General features: G+C 46.9%; 13 protein-coding genes. 4 read left to right on the forward strand and 9 right to left on the reverse strand.

Annotated elements, in window-relative coordinates:
* Positions 1-10 precede the first annotated feature (10 nt).
* Positions 11-604, reverse strand: a complete 594-nt coding sequence (locus ACE3MQ_RS16270) for a GNAT family N-acetyltransferase (RefSeq protein ID WP_379394472.1) — start codon at positions 602-604, stop codon at positions 11-13.
* Positions 605-1,004: 400 nt separating this feature from the next.
* A complete protein-coding gene (locus ACE3MQ_RS16275; protein ID WP_379394474.1) occupies positions 1,005-2,396 on the reverse strand; it encodes an MFS transporter in 1,392 nt (463 codons plus the stop codon).
* A 162-nt stretch (positions 2,397-2,558) separates the two neighbouring features.
* Between ACE3MQ_RS16275 and ACE3MQ_RS16280 the strand changes: the two genes are divergently transcribed.
* Together ACE3MQ_RS16280 and ACE3MQ_RS16285 are read left to right on the forward strand one after the other, a co-directional pair.
* Positions 2,559-3,218: a helix-turn-helix transcriptional regulator gene (locus ACE3MQ_RS16280; RefSeq protein WP_379394601.1), complete on the forward strand. Its 660-nt coding sequence runs from the start codon at positions 2,559-2,561 to the stop codon at positions 3,216-3,218.
* 38 nt (positions 3,219-3,256) lie between these two features.
* Positions 3,257-3,817 carry an NADPH-dependent FMN reductase gene (locus ACE3MQ_RS16285; RefSeq protein ID WP_379394476.1) on the forward strand — a complete coding sequence of 187 codons (561 nt, stop codon included), beginning with the start codon at positions 3,257-3,259 and terminating at the stop codon, positions 3,815-3,817.
* 149 nt (positions 3,818-3,966) lie between these two features.
* Here the strand turns inward: ACE3MQ_RS16285 and ACE3MQ_RS16290 are convergent, their stop codons facing one another.
* A complete protein-coding gene (locus tag ACE3MQ_RS16290; protein ID WP_379394478.1) occupies positions 3,967-5,199 on the reverse strand; it encodes a serine hydroxymethyltransferase in 1,233 nt (410 codons plus the stop codon).
* 155 nt (positions 5,200-5,354) lie between these two features.
* On the opposite strand from ACE3MQ_RS16290, the gene pdxR (ACE3MQ_RS16295) reads away from it, so the two are divergent.
* Positions 5,355-6,785, forward strand: coding sequence for a MocR-like pyridoxine biosynthesis transcription factor PdxR (pdxR, locus tag ACE3MQ_RS16295; protein WP_379394480.1), 1,431 nt, complete (start codon positions 5,355-5,357; stop codon positions 6,783-6,785).
* Between the two features lie 62 nt (positions 6,786-6,847).
* Here the strand turns inward: pdxR (ACE3MQ_RS16295) and ACE3MQ_RS16300 are convergent, their stop codons facing one another.
* The 3 genes from ACE3MQ_RS16300 to serA all read right to left on the reverse strand — a co-directional run bounded on the left by ACE3MQ_RS16300 (position 6,848) and on the right by serA (position 10,519).
* A complete protein-coding gene (locus ACE3MQ_RS16300; protein WP_379394482.1) occupies positions 6,848-8,077 on the reverse strand; it encodes a benzoate/H(+) symporter BenE family transporter in 1,230 nt (409 codons plus the stop codon).
* A gap of 21 nt (positions 8,078-8,098) precedes the next feature.
* On the reverse strand, positions 8,099-8,842 hold the full coding sequence (locus ACE3MQ_RS16305; RefSeq protein WP_379394484.1) for a YggS family pyridoxal phosphate-dependent enzyme: 744 nt from the start codon (positions 8,840-8,842) through the stop codon (positions 8,099-8,101).
* A gap of 81 nt (positions 8,843-8,923) precedes the next feature.
* Positions 8,924-10,519 (reverse strand): phosphoglycerate dehydrogenase, encoded by a 1,596-nt coding sequence (serA, locus tag ACE3MQ_RS16310; protein WP_379394486.1) that lies wholly within the window; start codon positions 10,517-10,519, stop codon positions 8,924-8,926.
* A gap of 218 nt (positions 10,520-10,737) precedes the next feature.
* On the opposite strand from serA, the gene pdxR (ACE3MQ_RS16315) reads away from it, so the two are divergent.
* The gene (gene pdxR / locus ACE3MQ_RS16315) at positions 10,738-12,168 is read left to right on the forward strand and encodes a MocR-like pyridoxine biosynthesis transcription factor PdxR (protein WP_379394488.1); all 1,431 of its coding nucleotides are present in this window, start codon (positions 10,738-10,740) and stop codon (positions 12,166-12,168) included.
* A 70-nt stretch (positions 12,169-12,238) separates the two neighbouring features.
* Here pdxR (ACE3MQ_RS16315) and ACE3MQ_RS16320 read toward each other — a convergent pair whose 3' ends face one another.
* From ACE3MQ_RS16320 to ACE3MQ_RS16330, 3 genes are all read right to left on the reverse strand, one after another.
* The gene (locus tag ACE3MQ_RS16320; RefSeq protein WP_379394490.1) at positions 12,239-12,547 is read right to left on the reverse strand and encodes a MazG nucleotide pyrophosphohydrolase domain-containing protein; all 309 of its coding nucleotides are present in this window, start codon (positions 12,545-12,547) and stop codon (positions 12,239-12,241) included.
* Positions 12,548-12,710: 163 nt separating this feature from the next.
* Complete coding sequence (locus ACE3MQ_RS16325; protein ID WP_379394492.1) at positions 12,711-13,247, reverse strand: pyridoxamine 5'-phosphate oxidase family protein; 537 nt, start codon at positions 13,245-13,247, stop codon at positions 12,711-12,713.
* 248 nt (positions 13,248-13,495) lie between these two features.
* Positions 13,496-14,785 carry an MFS transporter gene (locus ACE3MQ_RS16330; RefSeq protein ID WP_379394494.1) on the reverse strand — a complete coding sequence of 430 codons (1,290 nt, stop codon included), beginning with the start codon at positions 14,783-14,785 and terminating at the stop codon, positions 13,496-13,498.
* Positions 14,786-14,901: the final 116 nt, after the last annotated feature.

Here is a 14,901-nt window from a genome sequence, read left to right on the forward strand (position 1 = left end):
AGGGCAGCATTTAGTCCGCCCTGCTCCACTCCATGTAAATGCGGGCCTGAAATCCTTGAACCTCTGCGTTTTCTTCGACTGTCCGTTCGATCTCCCGGAATCCCATTTTCTGATAAAGTCGACGTGCAGCATGATTCGCATCCGTAACTTCGAGTAAAAATCGCCGGTACGGCAGCTCATCCATCACATATTTCATCAGTGTGGTGGATACACCTTTACCCCGCGCCCCTTTCAAGGTAGCCACACATTCGATATATCCCGTCTCATCATCATGAAGCAGAGCGGTGTTGAATTCATTTTTTAAAACTTGGTAAGCCAGCTCCCCGACCTGAGCTCCGAAAGCTTCCTTGAGTGGTTCTAGTTGGACTGGCATAGCCCTTTGCCTATTGCTGGAGCAGCCGAGCATACCTACGATTTCGCCTTCCATTTCAGCCAAATACAGCACCTCAGCATTAAACAGATTCTTGAAGGCTAAAATTAACTTTCTCCGGTCTTTTGTAAAATAAGACAGCTCGTCGTAATAACCATCTACGAATACCTGAGCTACTTCTTCCCGTACGTCACGGCTAGTATCCATCATTTTTGTAACGAAAATTGAATGCATTGCTTATTCCTCCTATCCTATCAAAAATGAATTCTGCGCTTTGCTTCTTTTGGAAAATCCTTTATCTGCAAGCTGCTTCTCTGCCATTGATAAGCACGCAGTCCTCATCTCTACTATACGGATTCCTGCGTAAACCTGCATCATTCTGAGGTACAGAGCTGTTCTCGAACCTAGGACGGAGCTTAGGGACATAGGTATATTTTTACCTTGCGCTATTAGTACGGATATTACCGATAAAAAAAGGCCGCTCTGTTGAACGGCCTTTAATTAAAATGATGGGATATTTCTTACAACTGACTATAAGCTATTCAAATTGCCGTTACCAAGTTCAAGATTCTAACGTTTTTTTTATGTAAGGAAGATAGAGCTCTAGATGGCAAGAATCTGAACTGGGCAACCGTTAATCTCTGTTGAGAACCCCGGAGGACGATGGGGCTATCGTTTGAGCCTGCCTGGTTCGCATAATCGCAAACAAGCTCAGCAGAATTAAAGCAAGATTGAACGTCATAGCCATCGTAATTCCGGATTCCATGGACATTCCCGCCGTTTGACTCAGTGCAATAACAGCACCGCCAATTCCGACTGCTACACCAGGCGTAAACGAGTCCGCAAATTGCAAGCTCCCGGAAACTTGGCCTGCTTCCCCCTCTTTGGCGAGAGCGAAAGCGACCGTCCCGCTAACGGTATGAGCCAAACCGATCCCAATGCCCGTAATGATTTCACCGAGCACCGCTAATGCGATATTGATTGCAGGAACCCAAACCATAACAGCGACACCGACGATCATCAGCAGTATACCCGCAGTAATCCGTTTATGCCGGCCCCGCCCTTGGTCTGCCGCATCCCAACGAGCCTGCAAAATCGCCACGATGCACCAGCTAATTGCCGCACTGGCCACGATGAGCCCGGCCCTGTCGGCAGCCAATCCCTTCGTATTCGTTAAGGCAAGCACCAAAAAGTTCTGTGTACAGACATAAGCAGCGAAAAATAAGCCTCGAGAGCCGATAAGAGACGACAATCCGGGGCGCAATGTCAACGTACCTGCCGGAAGAAGCTTACGAAGAGGCTGTGCCATAAGAACCAAGCCGACAAGCAAAAGCACAATTCCTAATGCTTTAGGAAGCATTCCAAGACCGCTTAAGAAAAGCCCTGTACCGATCGCGAGCAGAACGGACAATCCAACGACGCCTGTTTCATTCTTCTCTTGGACGGTAGGCATTTTCAGCTTACGGAAGACTGGCATACTGAGGAGAACCGCCAGAAGCAAAAAAGGAAGCACTCCCCAAAAAACGAACCGCCAGGACCATTGTGCGGCAATAACGCCTGCAACATAAGGACCGAGCATCGATGGCAGAACGTAGGCCGTACCGAGGGCACCTAATATTTTGGCTCGAAGCTCATCAGGATAACTTAAGGAAATCGCTGTGTATATACATGTATACATGGCACCTGCCCCAAATCCCTGCAAAGCACGCGAGCCGATCAACACATACATATTGTTTGCGACGGCAGCTACGACTAAACCGACTGCGAATAATATAATGGCGATAGTAAAAAGAAAAGCCGGGCCTTGCCTGTCGATTTGCCGGCCAATCACCAGAGTACCTACAATTTGTGCTAACAGGTAAGCGCTGAATATCCAACCGAAGAGATGAAGTCCTTGGAGATCTTCGGCAATAACCGGAGCAACCGTCGTTACAGCCAATCCTTCAAAGCCTATTGCCATTGCGGCTAAAATGATACCAACCGATAATGCAAGATATCGCGATCCAAATATGCTTTGTGATGACAATCTTCTCACCTTCCCACCATGTTTTCTAATACAACAGTACCCGGATACTTTATAAAGAAAGATCTTTGCAAACAAAATATACCATTTGCTTTGACTTTGTCAAGATTTTTCTTTATAATCTCTTTAGAATAAAATGGTTGTAGGTGATGTAGAGTGAAAAAAATGAAATCACCTGAAAAAATAGGTGCCGAAAGAACAAAAAGAGCTATTGTGAAATTACTCAAACACAATGGTGCTATGGATGCTCATCAATTAGCGAATGAGCTTGGGGTTACCGCAATGGCTGTGCGGCAGCATTTATACAATCTGCATGAGCAGAATTTGGTTACCTTCAAGGAAGCACCAAAGACGATGGGGCGGCCCGCAAAGCTGTGGTCTCTCACCGCAGAGGCGAATCGGCTATTTCCGGATGGGTACGCCAACCTTACAGTCAGTTTGATTGAATCTATGAAAGAAGCATTCGGAGACGAAGGCTTGGAGAAACTGCTGGAAATCCATAACCGCAAACAAGTCATGGATTACCAGAGCCAAGCGCCTTCAAGCCTTTCGTTGCTGGAACAATTAAAGGCTTTCGCGGAAAATCGAACAGCCGAGGGGTATATGGCTGAGGTCATAGAGAACCCCGATGGGTCTTTCTATCTTGTGGAGAAGCATTGCCCGATTTGCGAGGCGGCGAGAGCATGCACTGACATTTGCAGAAAGGAATTGGAAATGCTGCAATGCATTCTTGGCGACAATGTTGAAATCACAAGAGGCGAGCATATTATAAAGGGCGACAACCGGTGTGTATATAGGATTAAACCGGAAGAAACATCTGTATAAAACTTGGGCGTCGTGTAGTGGAAAGGGGAATTCTATCTATGAAACTGGTTGGGATATCGGGAACAATAGCGGGGTCGAAGACATTGATCACGGTTAAGACCGTGCTGGACGAAATTAAGCGGAACTATCCTGAAGTGGAAGTCGAATTGCTTGATCTGAAGCAATACAATGTGCAATTTTGCGACGGTAGGGATCCTGCCACTTATACGGGAGATACGAAAACCATCATCGATACAGTAGCTTCAGGCGATTTTTTTCTGATCGGCACTCCGATTTATCAAGCATCACTAACCGGAGCACTGAAAAACTTATTCGATCTGGTTCCTATCTCCGCATTGCAGCATAAGGTGATGGGGTTTGTTGCAACAGGAGGAACCTATCAGCATTATCTCGTCATCGAAAATCAATTGAAGCCGATTGCCGGCTTTTTCCGGGCCTTTGTCGCTCCAAGCTATGTTTATGTCCATAATGAGCATTTTAACGAACATAACGAAATTTCCGATGAGGGAGTTCTGGAGAGAATTAGCAATTTGGCACATGAACTGGTCTTTATGCAGAAACAATTGAAAACAGCTCTTTTGCACGAATCCCAAAAATAAATTTAGAAAAGCAATAAACGAGGAAATACAGCAAGAGAGGATGTCACTCTCCTCTCTTGCTCAGGCTGTCGGAAAAATGTCGACAGCTATTTTTGTATTCATTTAATTCGATGGGATATTTCTAGAATCGATGTACCGATCCCATTCCCTCAATATAAAGGAAATTGAGACGTAATTTCCCGTACACTTCCCAATATTTGATCTTTAACCGTCGAACTTTTGGGATTTCTAAAGGCAAGTCCAATAAGCTGGCCAATTTCTTTCATTTCCTTGGATCCTAAGCCTCTTGATGTCATAGCAGGGGTTCCGAAGCGAATGCCGCTCGTTACTAACGGGCTTGCCGTATCATGAGGAATTGAATTTTTATTAGCCGTAATCCCCACTTCATCGAGTATGGCTTCAGCTTCCTTGCCCGTAAGTCCAATCGTGCGCAAATCAACCAAAACAATATGATTATCCGTACCTCCCGATACAACGGTTAACCCCTCATTCATTAGTGTTTCCGCCAATACATTAGCATTTTCAAGAGTTTTTTCCATATACGTTTTGAAATCCGGTTGCAATGCCTCGCCTAGCGTAACAGCTTTTGCCGCGATAACATGCATAAGCGGGCCGCCTTGTGTCCCAGGGAATATCGCCTTATCAATGGCTTGCGCCCACGGGTTACGGCACATGATGATACCGCCTCTTGGTCCTCGCAACGTTTTATGCGTTGTCGTCGTAACAAAATGTGCGTGCGGCACTGGATTAGGATGCAGGCCTGCCGCGACAATTCCCGCAATATGTGCCATATCCACAAAGAAAAGTGCTCCAACTTCGGCTGCAATTTGGGCGAATAACTCAAATTCAATCTTTCGTGGATAGGCGCTGGCGCCGGCAACGATCATGCGCGGATGATGCTTATGAGCGAGTTTTCGTACCTGGTCAAAGTCAATGCGCCCCGTTTGTTCATCGATACCATAAGGAATAAAGTTGTAAAATCTTCCGGAAAAATTCACCGGACTCCCGTGTGTAAGATGGCCCCCATGGGATAAATTCATGCCCAAAATCGTGTCACCAGGCTTGACTGAAGCAAAATAAACCGCCATATTGGCCTGTGCGCCGGAGTGAGGCTGCACATTGGCATGTTCAGCACCATAAAGCTCTTTGACGCGTTGAATGGCCAGCTCCTCGATCACATCGACATACTCACATCCGCCATAATATCTTCTTCCAGGATACCCTTCAGCGTATTTGTTGGTCAGTACCGTACCTGTAGCTTCCATGACAGCCCGGCTTACAAAATTCTCCGATGCAATCAGTTCTATTTTATCCCGCTGCCGTGCAAGCTCTTGCCGAATAGCGTTGGCCACTGCTTTGTCTTGTTGCTCCAAATATTTCATGGACATCTTCCTTTCTGTTCGTTTATCTACTTCTGTCGTATTGCAAAAGAAAGTATTGCCATGATAGTATATCAATCAATGGATTGTTATTAAATGTCCATAAGGCATCGTTTAGGACAATCCATAATTACAGTAATAACACTGGAGGTGAATGAATGCTAAAAGTAAACCGAGATGACCAACGCCCCATCTGGCAGCAACTGCTGGATCAAGCGATCCATAATATCACAACTGGAAAATGGCCGCCAGGCGAATTGCTGCTCCCATCCCGCGAACTCGCTCTATTGATTGGCGTTTCCCGTTCAACCATACAGATTGTTTACGAGGAGTTATTCAGCCGCGGGTATACCGTAACCTCCCGCCGCGGCGGGACAAGAGTTAGCGAATGGACATATACGGCTCGTCCTTCCGAGGAGGCTGCGACACAAGGCCCCATCCCCCCCGAATTGCCTTTATTAAACGACGCAGTAGGCCATTTGCACAGTTGGTTTGGAGACAAAGAAGATCGAAAAGTAGAGATCGATTTCACTCCTCATGAGCCTTATTTGGACGAACATTTTCAAAAGAATTGGAGGCAATCATTTTTACAGGCCTCCACAGAGACAGATCTGGATAGTTGGGCTTACGGCGACGCTTATGGATTCCTCCCGCTACGAGAACAGATTCAACGTTATTTGTCGCTTGAACGAGGCGTTCATGTGGATATCGATCAAATCATACTAACCTCAGGCGCACAGCATAGCATTGATTTGATCGCCCAGGCCCTTTTACATGAAGGAGAAACGGTATCGGTTGAAGACCCCGGCTTCCCTGCTGCCTGGATGGCGATGAAATATCGGCGTATGCAAGTTGTATCCGTTCCAGTCGATGAGTACGGGCTATGCGTAGACCGCATTCACCCCGGGTCCAAACTTGTATTTGTTACGCCATCGCACCAGTGTGCGGTTGGAGTAATTATGTCGGAACCTCGCAGGCAACAATTGTTACACATGGCTGCTCGGCAGCAGTTCTGGATTATCGAGGATGATTACGACAGCGAATTTCGATATCGCGGCGACCCACTTCCAACCTTGTTCAGCCAGCGACCTCAGAACACGTTGTATATGATGAGTTTTTCCAAAATGATTGCTCCTGGTATTCGAATATCGGCAATCATTGGTTCCAAAGAGGCTATTCGTCAGCTGGCCCAAGTCCATGAATTAACCTATCGCCATCTTCCGATTATGGAGCAATTAACACTTACTCATTTTATCGAGCATGGTCATTTCATGCGCCATATGAGACGAGTTCGAAATGTATATCGCCGCAGACACGAAGCCATGACCAAGGCCATCATCACGACAGGTCTGAGTGAACACTTCACACTAAGCGGCGTAGAAACGGGGCTCCATATGCTTCTGGAGGCTGATAAATCGTTTGACGAAGAAGCCGTCACGAACCTAGCGCTCGAAAAAGGAATTCGTGTTTATCCACTTAGCACGTATTGTTTGGAGAGCGATCGAAAAGGATGGGTACTGGGTTTTGCTAAAGTAGATGAAGCTGCCATTGAAGAAGGCATTTATCGTCTGGCGGGAATGCTCTTGTAATACAAGTAATCCCGCCCTCCCTCTTTTGATCCGTTCTGTACCTGTATTCATTTGCACGCCTGCTATTGTTTTTGTTCGGCTTGTTGTACTCCACTCGGCCTGTATTGCTTTTTATGAAATTTCCCATGAATCAATAGATGTGCTGCCAAACCTGCGACAAGTCCCCAAAATGCCCCGCCGACGCCAAGCAAGGTCACATTCGCGGCTGTTGCTAAAAATGTAATCAATGCGGTCTCACGTCCCTTTGGGTCCGTTAAGGCGCCCGCAAGACTGCCGCCAATTGTGCCAAGCAATGCCAACCCCGCTAACGTTGCGATAAAGGTAGCAGGAAGAATCAAAAACAGAGCAGCCAACGTGACGCCAAAAATGCCGACAACAATGTAGAAAATGCCACAGGCAATGCCTGCAATATAACGTTTTGTCGCATCCTCGTGCGCGTCTTTTCCTGTACAAATCGCTGCTGTAATAGCTGCTACATTAAAAGCGTGCGAGCCGAATGGCGCTGCAAGGAGCGAACCCAAACCTGTTATAGTCAAAATCGGATTCGCGCTCGTCTTGAACCCGTCATTCCGCAATACAAGCATGCCGGGCATGTATTGTCCCGTTAAAGTAATAATAAACAGCGGCAATGCAACGCCCAATAAAGCATGCAACGAAAACTCCGGAACGACAAATACCGGTAATGCAATCGCCAATTGGATCGTACTGAAATCCACTTTTCCCATGCCAATCAAATACATCAGTCCGATTGCCAGTATGCCAACAATCGCATAGCGGGATGTAAACCGTCTTAGCACGATATACGCGCCAAACAGCACAACAACAAGCAATGGGTCAACTTTTGCTCCTCCAAAGGCTGAAATGCCAAACTGCAGTAAAATGCCTGCTAGCAACCCGGAAGCGATACCTGAAGGAATAATCCGGACGAAGCGTTCAAACATGCCCGATAACCCTAGAATAATAAATCCTAAAGCCGAGATGATGTAAGCACCAATGGCTTCCGCATAAGGTGTTACCGCTAATGCCGAAACAAGAAAAGCTACCCCTGGTGTTGACCAAGCCGTAATAATCGGTTCCCGGTATCGATAACTTAGCCATATCCCGGTTACACCCACTCCAATGGAGATCGACCAAATCCATGAAGAGGTCATTTCGGGACTTAAACCCGCGACTTTTGCTGCCTGAAATACGAGAATAAAAGTGCCCCCATAGTTGACAATGACAGATATTAAAGCGGCTATGGTCGGCGATATCAAATCGCGGCCGCGCAGCGAGGGTGATGTTGTGTTCATATACGTTCTCCTGCCTCTCTCCTAATCGTCCTGACTCGCGTTTTCGTTCCAGTAATAACTGTCCGGCAAGTAACGTTGACCGAAAACGCTTGTTCCTACACGAATGATGGTAGCTCCTTCTTCGATGGCCACCTGGAAATCACCGGACATGCCCATCGAGAGGATATCCATTCCTACGCGCGGAAGCTGTTTTTCCCTAATCTGTGTTTGAATCAATTTTAATAAACGGAAGCAGTGCCGGGTCTCGTCGTTTGTGGCATTCAGCTTTCCAATGGTCATTAAGCCTTTCACGTTTAACGTTTCAAACTGGGACAATTGTTCCACCAACTCCAGCGCCGCTTCCGGAGGAGCTCCAAATTTGCTTTCTTCGTAGGACGTATTGATTTGTACCAAAATATCCATAGTCTTGTTCTCTTTAACGAGCTGATGATGCAGGACATGCCCCAATTTCAAACGATCCACAGAATGAATGAGCGTAACATATTTGACGACGTCCTTCACTTTATTCGTTTGCAGATGTCCGATAAAATGCCATTCCACCTGTTTATACTGCTGCATAAGTGGAAATTTGCCCCGTAGTTCCTGCGCTTTGTTTTCCCCAAACAGAGCTGCGCCCGCTTGCATGGCCATTTGCAGCTTTTCAAGCGGCACGGTTTTGGTCGCCAATAATAATTGCACGTCCTCGATGTTGCGCCCCGAGGCTTGGCAGGCCAATTCCATCTGCTGTCTCACGGTTTTGAGATTTTCTTCAACTAGATGACTCATGTCTCCTACCCTCTTTCTGCTTCAAGTAATAAGTCCCTAATTACATCCTGTACGTTGATCATAGGTAAGTCCTGTTGTCAGTTAGTCAAAGGAGATTTCCCTTACGCGCTTGATTTCAGGTATCGCCAATAAGGATTTCATCACGTTCTTGGATACCTTTTTATCGATTTTTAATATCATGACCGCCGAACCGCCGACTTCGTTACGCCCCATTTGCATCGTGGCAATATTAATACCACTATCCCCGAGCAACGTTCCAACACGCCCTATGATGCCCGGCCTATCCTTCTGTGAAATCAATAAAACATATCCTTCAGGTAAAATATTAACTGGATAAGGGCCGATTCGGACAAGACGTTCCCCGACGCCAGGCAGAGCAGACCCTGTTAACCATCTCTCCTCGATTGCCGTCTTTAATCGAATCGTAATCTCGCTGGAAGAGCTTTGAGATAACAGGGATTTTCGTACCACAAGGTGAATGTTACGAAAATTTGCCAAGTGTATGGCATTGACGGCATTGACTTGTTCCGCACCGGGATGGTGAGAAAGGATCCCCTTAAGTACATAAGGGATCAGTGGCGTCGTATCCAGATCAGCAAGCTGGCCTGCATACTCCACCGTGACTTCACGCATGGCGCCATCGGTCATCTGGGCAAGCGCCTTTCCCAGTTGCTCGCACAATTTAAAGTAAGGCTGTAATTTATTCAGCAGATCGGTCGGAATGGCCGGCAGATTGACTGCATTTTTAAACGGTTCATCTCGCAGGATATGAATAACTTGTTCAGAAACATCAAGGGCTGCATTCTCTTGTGCTTCCAAAGTGGACGCGCCTAAGTGCGGGGTAACAATCATTTTAGGGTGACTTAGAAATGGGTGATCTGGCGCCGGAGGCTCATATTCAAATACATCGAAAGCAGCTCCTGCCACAATCCCTTCGTCGAGTGCTTTAACAAGAGCCGACTCGTCAACAATCCCCCCGCAGGCGCAGTTGATGATTCGCATTCCCCGTTTCATGACATCGAATTGCGGCCCCGCGATCATATGATGCGTTTCATTCGTCAGCGGCGTATGAACCGTCATAAAATCAGCTGTCCGCATGATTTCATCTAGGGTCGCCAGCTTAATCCCCAGTTTGTTGTTAGCCCCTTCTTCCGATAGAAAGGGATCGTAGCCGATAACGGTCATCCCAAACGCAGCTGCGCGTTTGGCCACTTCGATCCCGATACGGCCAAGTCCCAGCACACCGAGTATCTTGTCTCGCAATTCAACGCCAAGGAATAATTTACGATCCCACATCCCGGCAACGGTTTTGGCATAGGCTTGTGGAATATGCCGGGCCAATGCCATCATCATCGCAAAAGTATGCTCGCACGTCGCTACCGTGTTTCCGTCGGGTGCATTAACCACGATAATCCCCCGGCTCGTTGCGAAATCCATATCAATGTTGTCCACACCGACTCCTGCCCGGCCGATGACTTTTAAATGAACACCAGCCTCCATGATTCGCGGAGTGACTTTCGTTTGAGAACAGACGAGCAGCGCATCATAAGCACGAATGATGGAAACGAGCTCCTCCTCGCTCAGCCCCGTTATTTTGGCGACCTCCACATCTTTAGCACGCATCAGTTGCTGCAGTCCAAAATCACTTATGGGATCTGAGACCAAAACTTTAAACATTGACCTTCCTCCTTCTCTATGTGAAAACTCTACGGCAGTTGAATTGTCGGCTTGTATTCAGTGATTGATTCAGCCTGTATAACATTGCATGGATGAAGAGTACTATGCTAGTATACCAATAGATGGATTGGTTAAATATATCCAAAATCGGTGTGTTTAAGCAATCCAAAAAAATGAGCTAATTTTATTCCAGCATATAAAATGGGGGAATCTCATTAATGAAAATAAATCGCGCCGACAAAAGGCCCATATGGCAGCAATTGCTCGATCAGGCCATCGATCATATTACAAATGGCGATTGGAAGCCAGGTGAACTCCTGACGCCTTCTCGAAAGCTCGCTCAGCAGTTAGGAGTATCTCGTTCCACCGTGCAAATAGTATATGAAGAACTGCTAACTCGTGGTTATACGGTAACATCACGACGCGGCGGAACTCGTGTCAGTGATTGGATTCAGTTCAAGGATAAACAGAATGAGGATGCTCCCCCCCTTGTTTCGCCACAGCTTCCTGAACTGCCCCTGCTGGTAGATCTATCTGAGCAGTGGTTTAGAAGCAAGGATAACCGGGAATCGGAATCGGTCATTGATTTTAGCCCCTATCAACCTTATTTGGATACGCAGTTTCTAAAAACGTGGCGTAAATCGTGTTTGAATGCTTCTACGGAATTAGAGACATCCTCTTGGTCATACGGAGATGCTTATGGATTTGAGCCTTTACGAAGGCAGATCCAACGTTATTTATCGCTAGAGCGTGGAATTCATGTTCAAATGAACCAGATCTTGTTGACATCTGGGGCCCAGCATAGTATTGATCTCATTGCACAAACGCTTCTGACCAAAGGAGACACCGTAACGGTCGAAGATCCCGGCTATCCCGTAGCTTGGATGACGATGAAGTATCGACAAATGAAGATTGCTCCAGTTCCTGTTGATGAGTACGGCCTTGTTGTAGAGAAGGTACCGCCTGAAGCGAAGCTCATTTTCGTTACCCCCGCTCACCAATGCGCCGTAGGTGTGATGTTATCGGAACCACGCAGGCAACAGCTTTTGCATAAAGCCTCGCAGCAGCATGCATGGATTGTCGAGGATGACTATGACAGCGAATTTCGATACCGCGGAGACCCGATGCCAACTTTATATAGCCAGCTTCCACAGCATTGTCTCTATTTAATGAGTTTCTCTAAATTGACTGCGCCAGGCATTCGCATATCCGCTGTTATTGGACCAGCCGAAGCAATTGCTCAACTGGCTCGCGTTCAAGCGTTCACCTATCGCCATCTTCCTATCATGGAGCAAGCAACACTGGCCCACTTCATCGAGCATGGGTATTTTATGCGCCATATGCGACGAGTCAGAAATATCTACCGACGACGCCACGAAATCATACAAAAGGCGATTGCGGCCAGCGGTCTCGGCAATAAGTTTACAATGCGAGGGATTGAAACCGGCTTGCACGTGCTGCTGGAAGCAGATGAATCGTTTGACGAGGATACGATGACCCTTCGGGCGCTTCAAGGCGGAGTTCGTGTGCATCAACTCCATTCCTATTGTTTGGAGAGTAAACGTAAAGGGTGGGTATTGGGCTTTGCTAAGGTGGAAGAGGAACTAATTGAGGAAGGTATGTACCGACTTGCTGAAACGGTCTTATAGAATGTACGGGGAATAGAGCCACCGCCTTTGTTTATTAGACTCGTGGCTCTGTGGTATTGCTCGACTTGATTTATCTTTCAACCCAAGTTCTGTGCTTGTTGAGCTCCATCTTTTTCTGAAATGCTTCTTCCAATTCGATTTCGAGTTGGTTGGCGAGATCTAAAATATTGAAGATGACATCGTACATCTCCAAGCCTATATTTTCCTTTGCCATCCGCACTTTTTCCTCCGTTGGGTGGAATGAAATGCTTAAAATTTCTTTTGCCAACTCTCCAACTTCCGTCATTAAATACAGGGTTCGGGTTTGGATCGTATTGACACCGAATCCTTTTTCTTCACTGAATTGCTTGGCATATTTTTGCATGCTTTCAATATTCATTGATAACTCCAATCTGTTAGTGCTCGGATCACACCGATCATTTTATCCCCGAGCCAGGCGGTCATCAGGATATCTGCGTTGTTCATCATTGCTTGGATTCGTTCAGATTGATCAACTGGTCGTGCAATCCCGCTATTTTTTACCGCCTTCCCAACAAAACATCTTACACGGTTTTTCCAGGTTCGAACATTTTTTCTTCTTCAATCGGATTTTCCTTCGCGGTGATATGGTGGGGATCAATTCGGTACACCTGAACCGGACCGCCGAATACTGCTGATCGATATTTGTCTACGTGCTGCTGGGGTAACGGCCGATTATAGTAACCAGGCACATATTTATAAATCATTTCTTGCAGCATATGTGTGGCTTCATTCAGATCGACGATGGGCTGTGCCTTGCCAAAAATCATTACACTCATATACGCTGTGTCCGTTTTGGCTGGCACCGGATCAGTAATCGTTCCATATTCTTCACAAACCGTAAAGCAGACCTCCGGATTCGCACTCATAACCTGATTTCGTCTCCCACCAGTAGCTCCATGGAAATAAAGCTTCCCATTTGTCCAGACAAAATTGAGCGGAACAACATACGGCTGATGACCATCAACCATTCCAAGATGTCCAATTCGAGCTTGCTGCAGAAATGTCTCGATCTTATCCTTATCTAACACTTCTCTTACCTTGTAACGCACTCCATTCATTGCTTTCACTCCTTTTGTACTGCAGTATTATTATGTAAGTTTATCAGCCATTGGAGTGAGTATAAATGTCCATAATTACAGAAATAAGGCAATCCATATCTAACACATTCTCAGGGCAACATCGACTTGATTCTAAGCAATATCAAACTACCTGTTTCTGAAATCAATTTACGGGATAAAATGGACGGCGAGAAAACGCTAGCTTCCTGTTGAAACTACTTTTCCTTTTCTCCAATTCCCCCTAATCCCTACCAATAAGAACGTATCGGCTTGAATAGCATAGCCGCCAACAGACCGGCCCCAAACAGACACCAGCCGGTAGCACCCAGCATCGCCTTTGCTCCCCATTCGTCGGCCAGTACTGAGGTGATTGCAAGCCCAACCGGCGGAGCGACATTTGTCAATGCCACCATTGTGCCGTATACTCTTCCCTGCATCTCCTGACCCACTTCTGAGCGAAGAATAATCTGAAGTATCATCGAACAGAAAGCGAACAAAATTCCGGCTGATAGAATGACCGGAAGGGCCGGGGCTGCCGTATCCATAATGGAAATGAGATAGAAAGCTGGACCTAACGAAATAAATCCGGCGAATACCCATAACCCTCTCCTCCCGATTCTTGCGCCAAGCGCCATAATAATCCCCGCACCGATCATATAGCCGAGCGGAACGCACATCTCTATCAGGCCAAAAGCCGTTGGACTGGCCCGCCAATCCCTGACTGCCACAACCTGAACGAGCATCAGAGACGACATAAAAAACAAAATAAGCAGCGGATTCAGGACGATGATCGCCCGAGTCAGGGGCTCCTTGACGATAAGCGCCAGCCCCACCTTCCAATCCTTGAAGAATGAAGCTTTCCTATCTTGCTGTGGGCCTCTGGCCGAACGGGGGAACACTCCTGCGGCTAACACACATATGGCAGACAAGAAAAATGTAACTGCCGTGAAAGTCATAGCCGTAAATCCCCCAAAAGCTGCAACAACTACTCCTCCAAGCCCCAATCCCGATATCCGCGCAATATTATCCGTCAGGTGGACAGCGCTAGTCGCCTGTGCAACCTTCCCCGAGCCGGCCAAATGGGTAACTGACGCATGAAAAGAAGGCGCTTGGAACAGATTTGCAAAGGCGGAGACAGATATGAGAACCAATATGATCCAGAAGGGCGCATTTAGAAAAAACAGACAAATTGCAAGCGTTACTGCTACGATTCCTCTCAATAGATCGGACAGAAGCATCAGCTTCCTCCGATCCAGCCGATCAGCCACCGTTCCGGCAAAGGAAGCGAATAGGATGCTGATCACCATATAGCAGATCTGTACAGCCGCCATCCGCTTGGCGCTTCCGGTCGTCTGCAGCACCCATAAGCTGAGAGCGATGCCATTAAAACTGTCGCCGAAGACGGCAATCGTATTACCGGATAGGATCCAGACGAACGTCCGGTTCCTCCATAAGGGGCGGCCAGACCCTTCCGAAGCTTCTGATGATAGCGGAAAATCCGCTGAATTGCTTCTATCAAGCGGACTTGATCCATTCATGCCTGTTCCTCCTCGTAATTGCCGGGAAAAATTGGAATTCTTGCCTCTCCAGCTATTTCTTTACCTCGTAGCGAAACCATATGACTGGGCTTTCCTCTGCAAGGCTCCTTAAGAGG

The sequence above is a fragment of the Paenibacillus lentus genome (assembly GCF_042714055.1).
Lineage (GTDB): Bacteria > Bacillota > Bacilli > Paenibacillales > Paenibacillaceae > Fontibacillus > Fontibacillus lentus_A.

Bases quoted from the DNA above. Each gene is read 5' to 3' on its own strand.
- serA (WP_379394486.1), bottom strand. From the start codon at position 10,519: ATGTTTAAAGTTTTGGTCTCAGATCCCATAAGTGATTTTGGACTGCAG.
- ACE3MQ_RS16320 (WP_379394490.1), bottom strand. From the start codon at position 12,547: ATGAATATTGAAAGCATGCAAAAATATGCCAAGCAATTCAGTGAAGAA.
- ACE3MQ_RS16325 (WP_379394492.1), bottom strand. From the start codon at position 13,247: ATGAATGGAGTGCGTTACAAGGTAAGAGAAGTGTTAGATAAGGATAAG.
- ACE3MQ_RS16280 (WP_379394601.1), top strand. From the start codon at position 2,559: ATGAAATCACCTGAAAAAATAGGTGCCGAAAGAACAAAAAGAGCTATT.
- ACE3MQ_RS16285 (WP_379394476.1), top strand. From the start codon at position 3,257: ATGAAACTGGTTGGGATATCGGGAACAATAGCGGGGTCGAAGACATTG.
- ACE3MQ_RS16300 (WP_379394482.1), bottom strand. From the start codon at position 8,077: ATGAACACAACATCACCCTCGCTGCGCGGCCGCGATTTGATATCGCCG.
- ACE3MQ_RS16290 (WP_379394478.1), bottom strand. From the start codon at position 5,199: ATGAAATATTTGGAGCAACAAGACAAAGCAGTGGCCAACGCTATTCGG.
- ACE3MQ_RS16270 (WP_379394472.1), bottom strand. From the start codon at position 604: ATGCATTCAATTTTCGTTACAAAAATGATGGATACTAGCCGTGACGTA.
- ACE3MQ_RS16330 (WP_379394494.1), bottom strand. From the start codon at position 14,785: ATGAATGGATCAAGTCCGCTTGATAGAAGCAATTCAGCGGATTTTCCG.
- pdxR (WP_379394480.1), top strand. From the start codon at position 5,355: ATGCTAAAAGTAAACCGAGATGACCAACGCCCCATCTGGCAGCAACTG.
- pdxR (WP_379394488.1), top strand. From the start codon at position 10,738: ATGAAAATAAATCGCGCCGACAAAAGGCCCATATGGCAGCAATTGCTC.
- ACE3MQ_RS16305 (WP_379394484.1), bottom strand. From the start codon at position 8,842: ATGAGTCATCTAGTTGAAGAAAATCTCAAAACCGTGAGACAGCAGATG.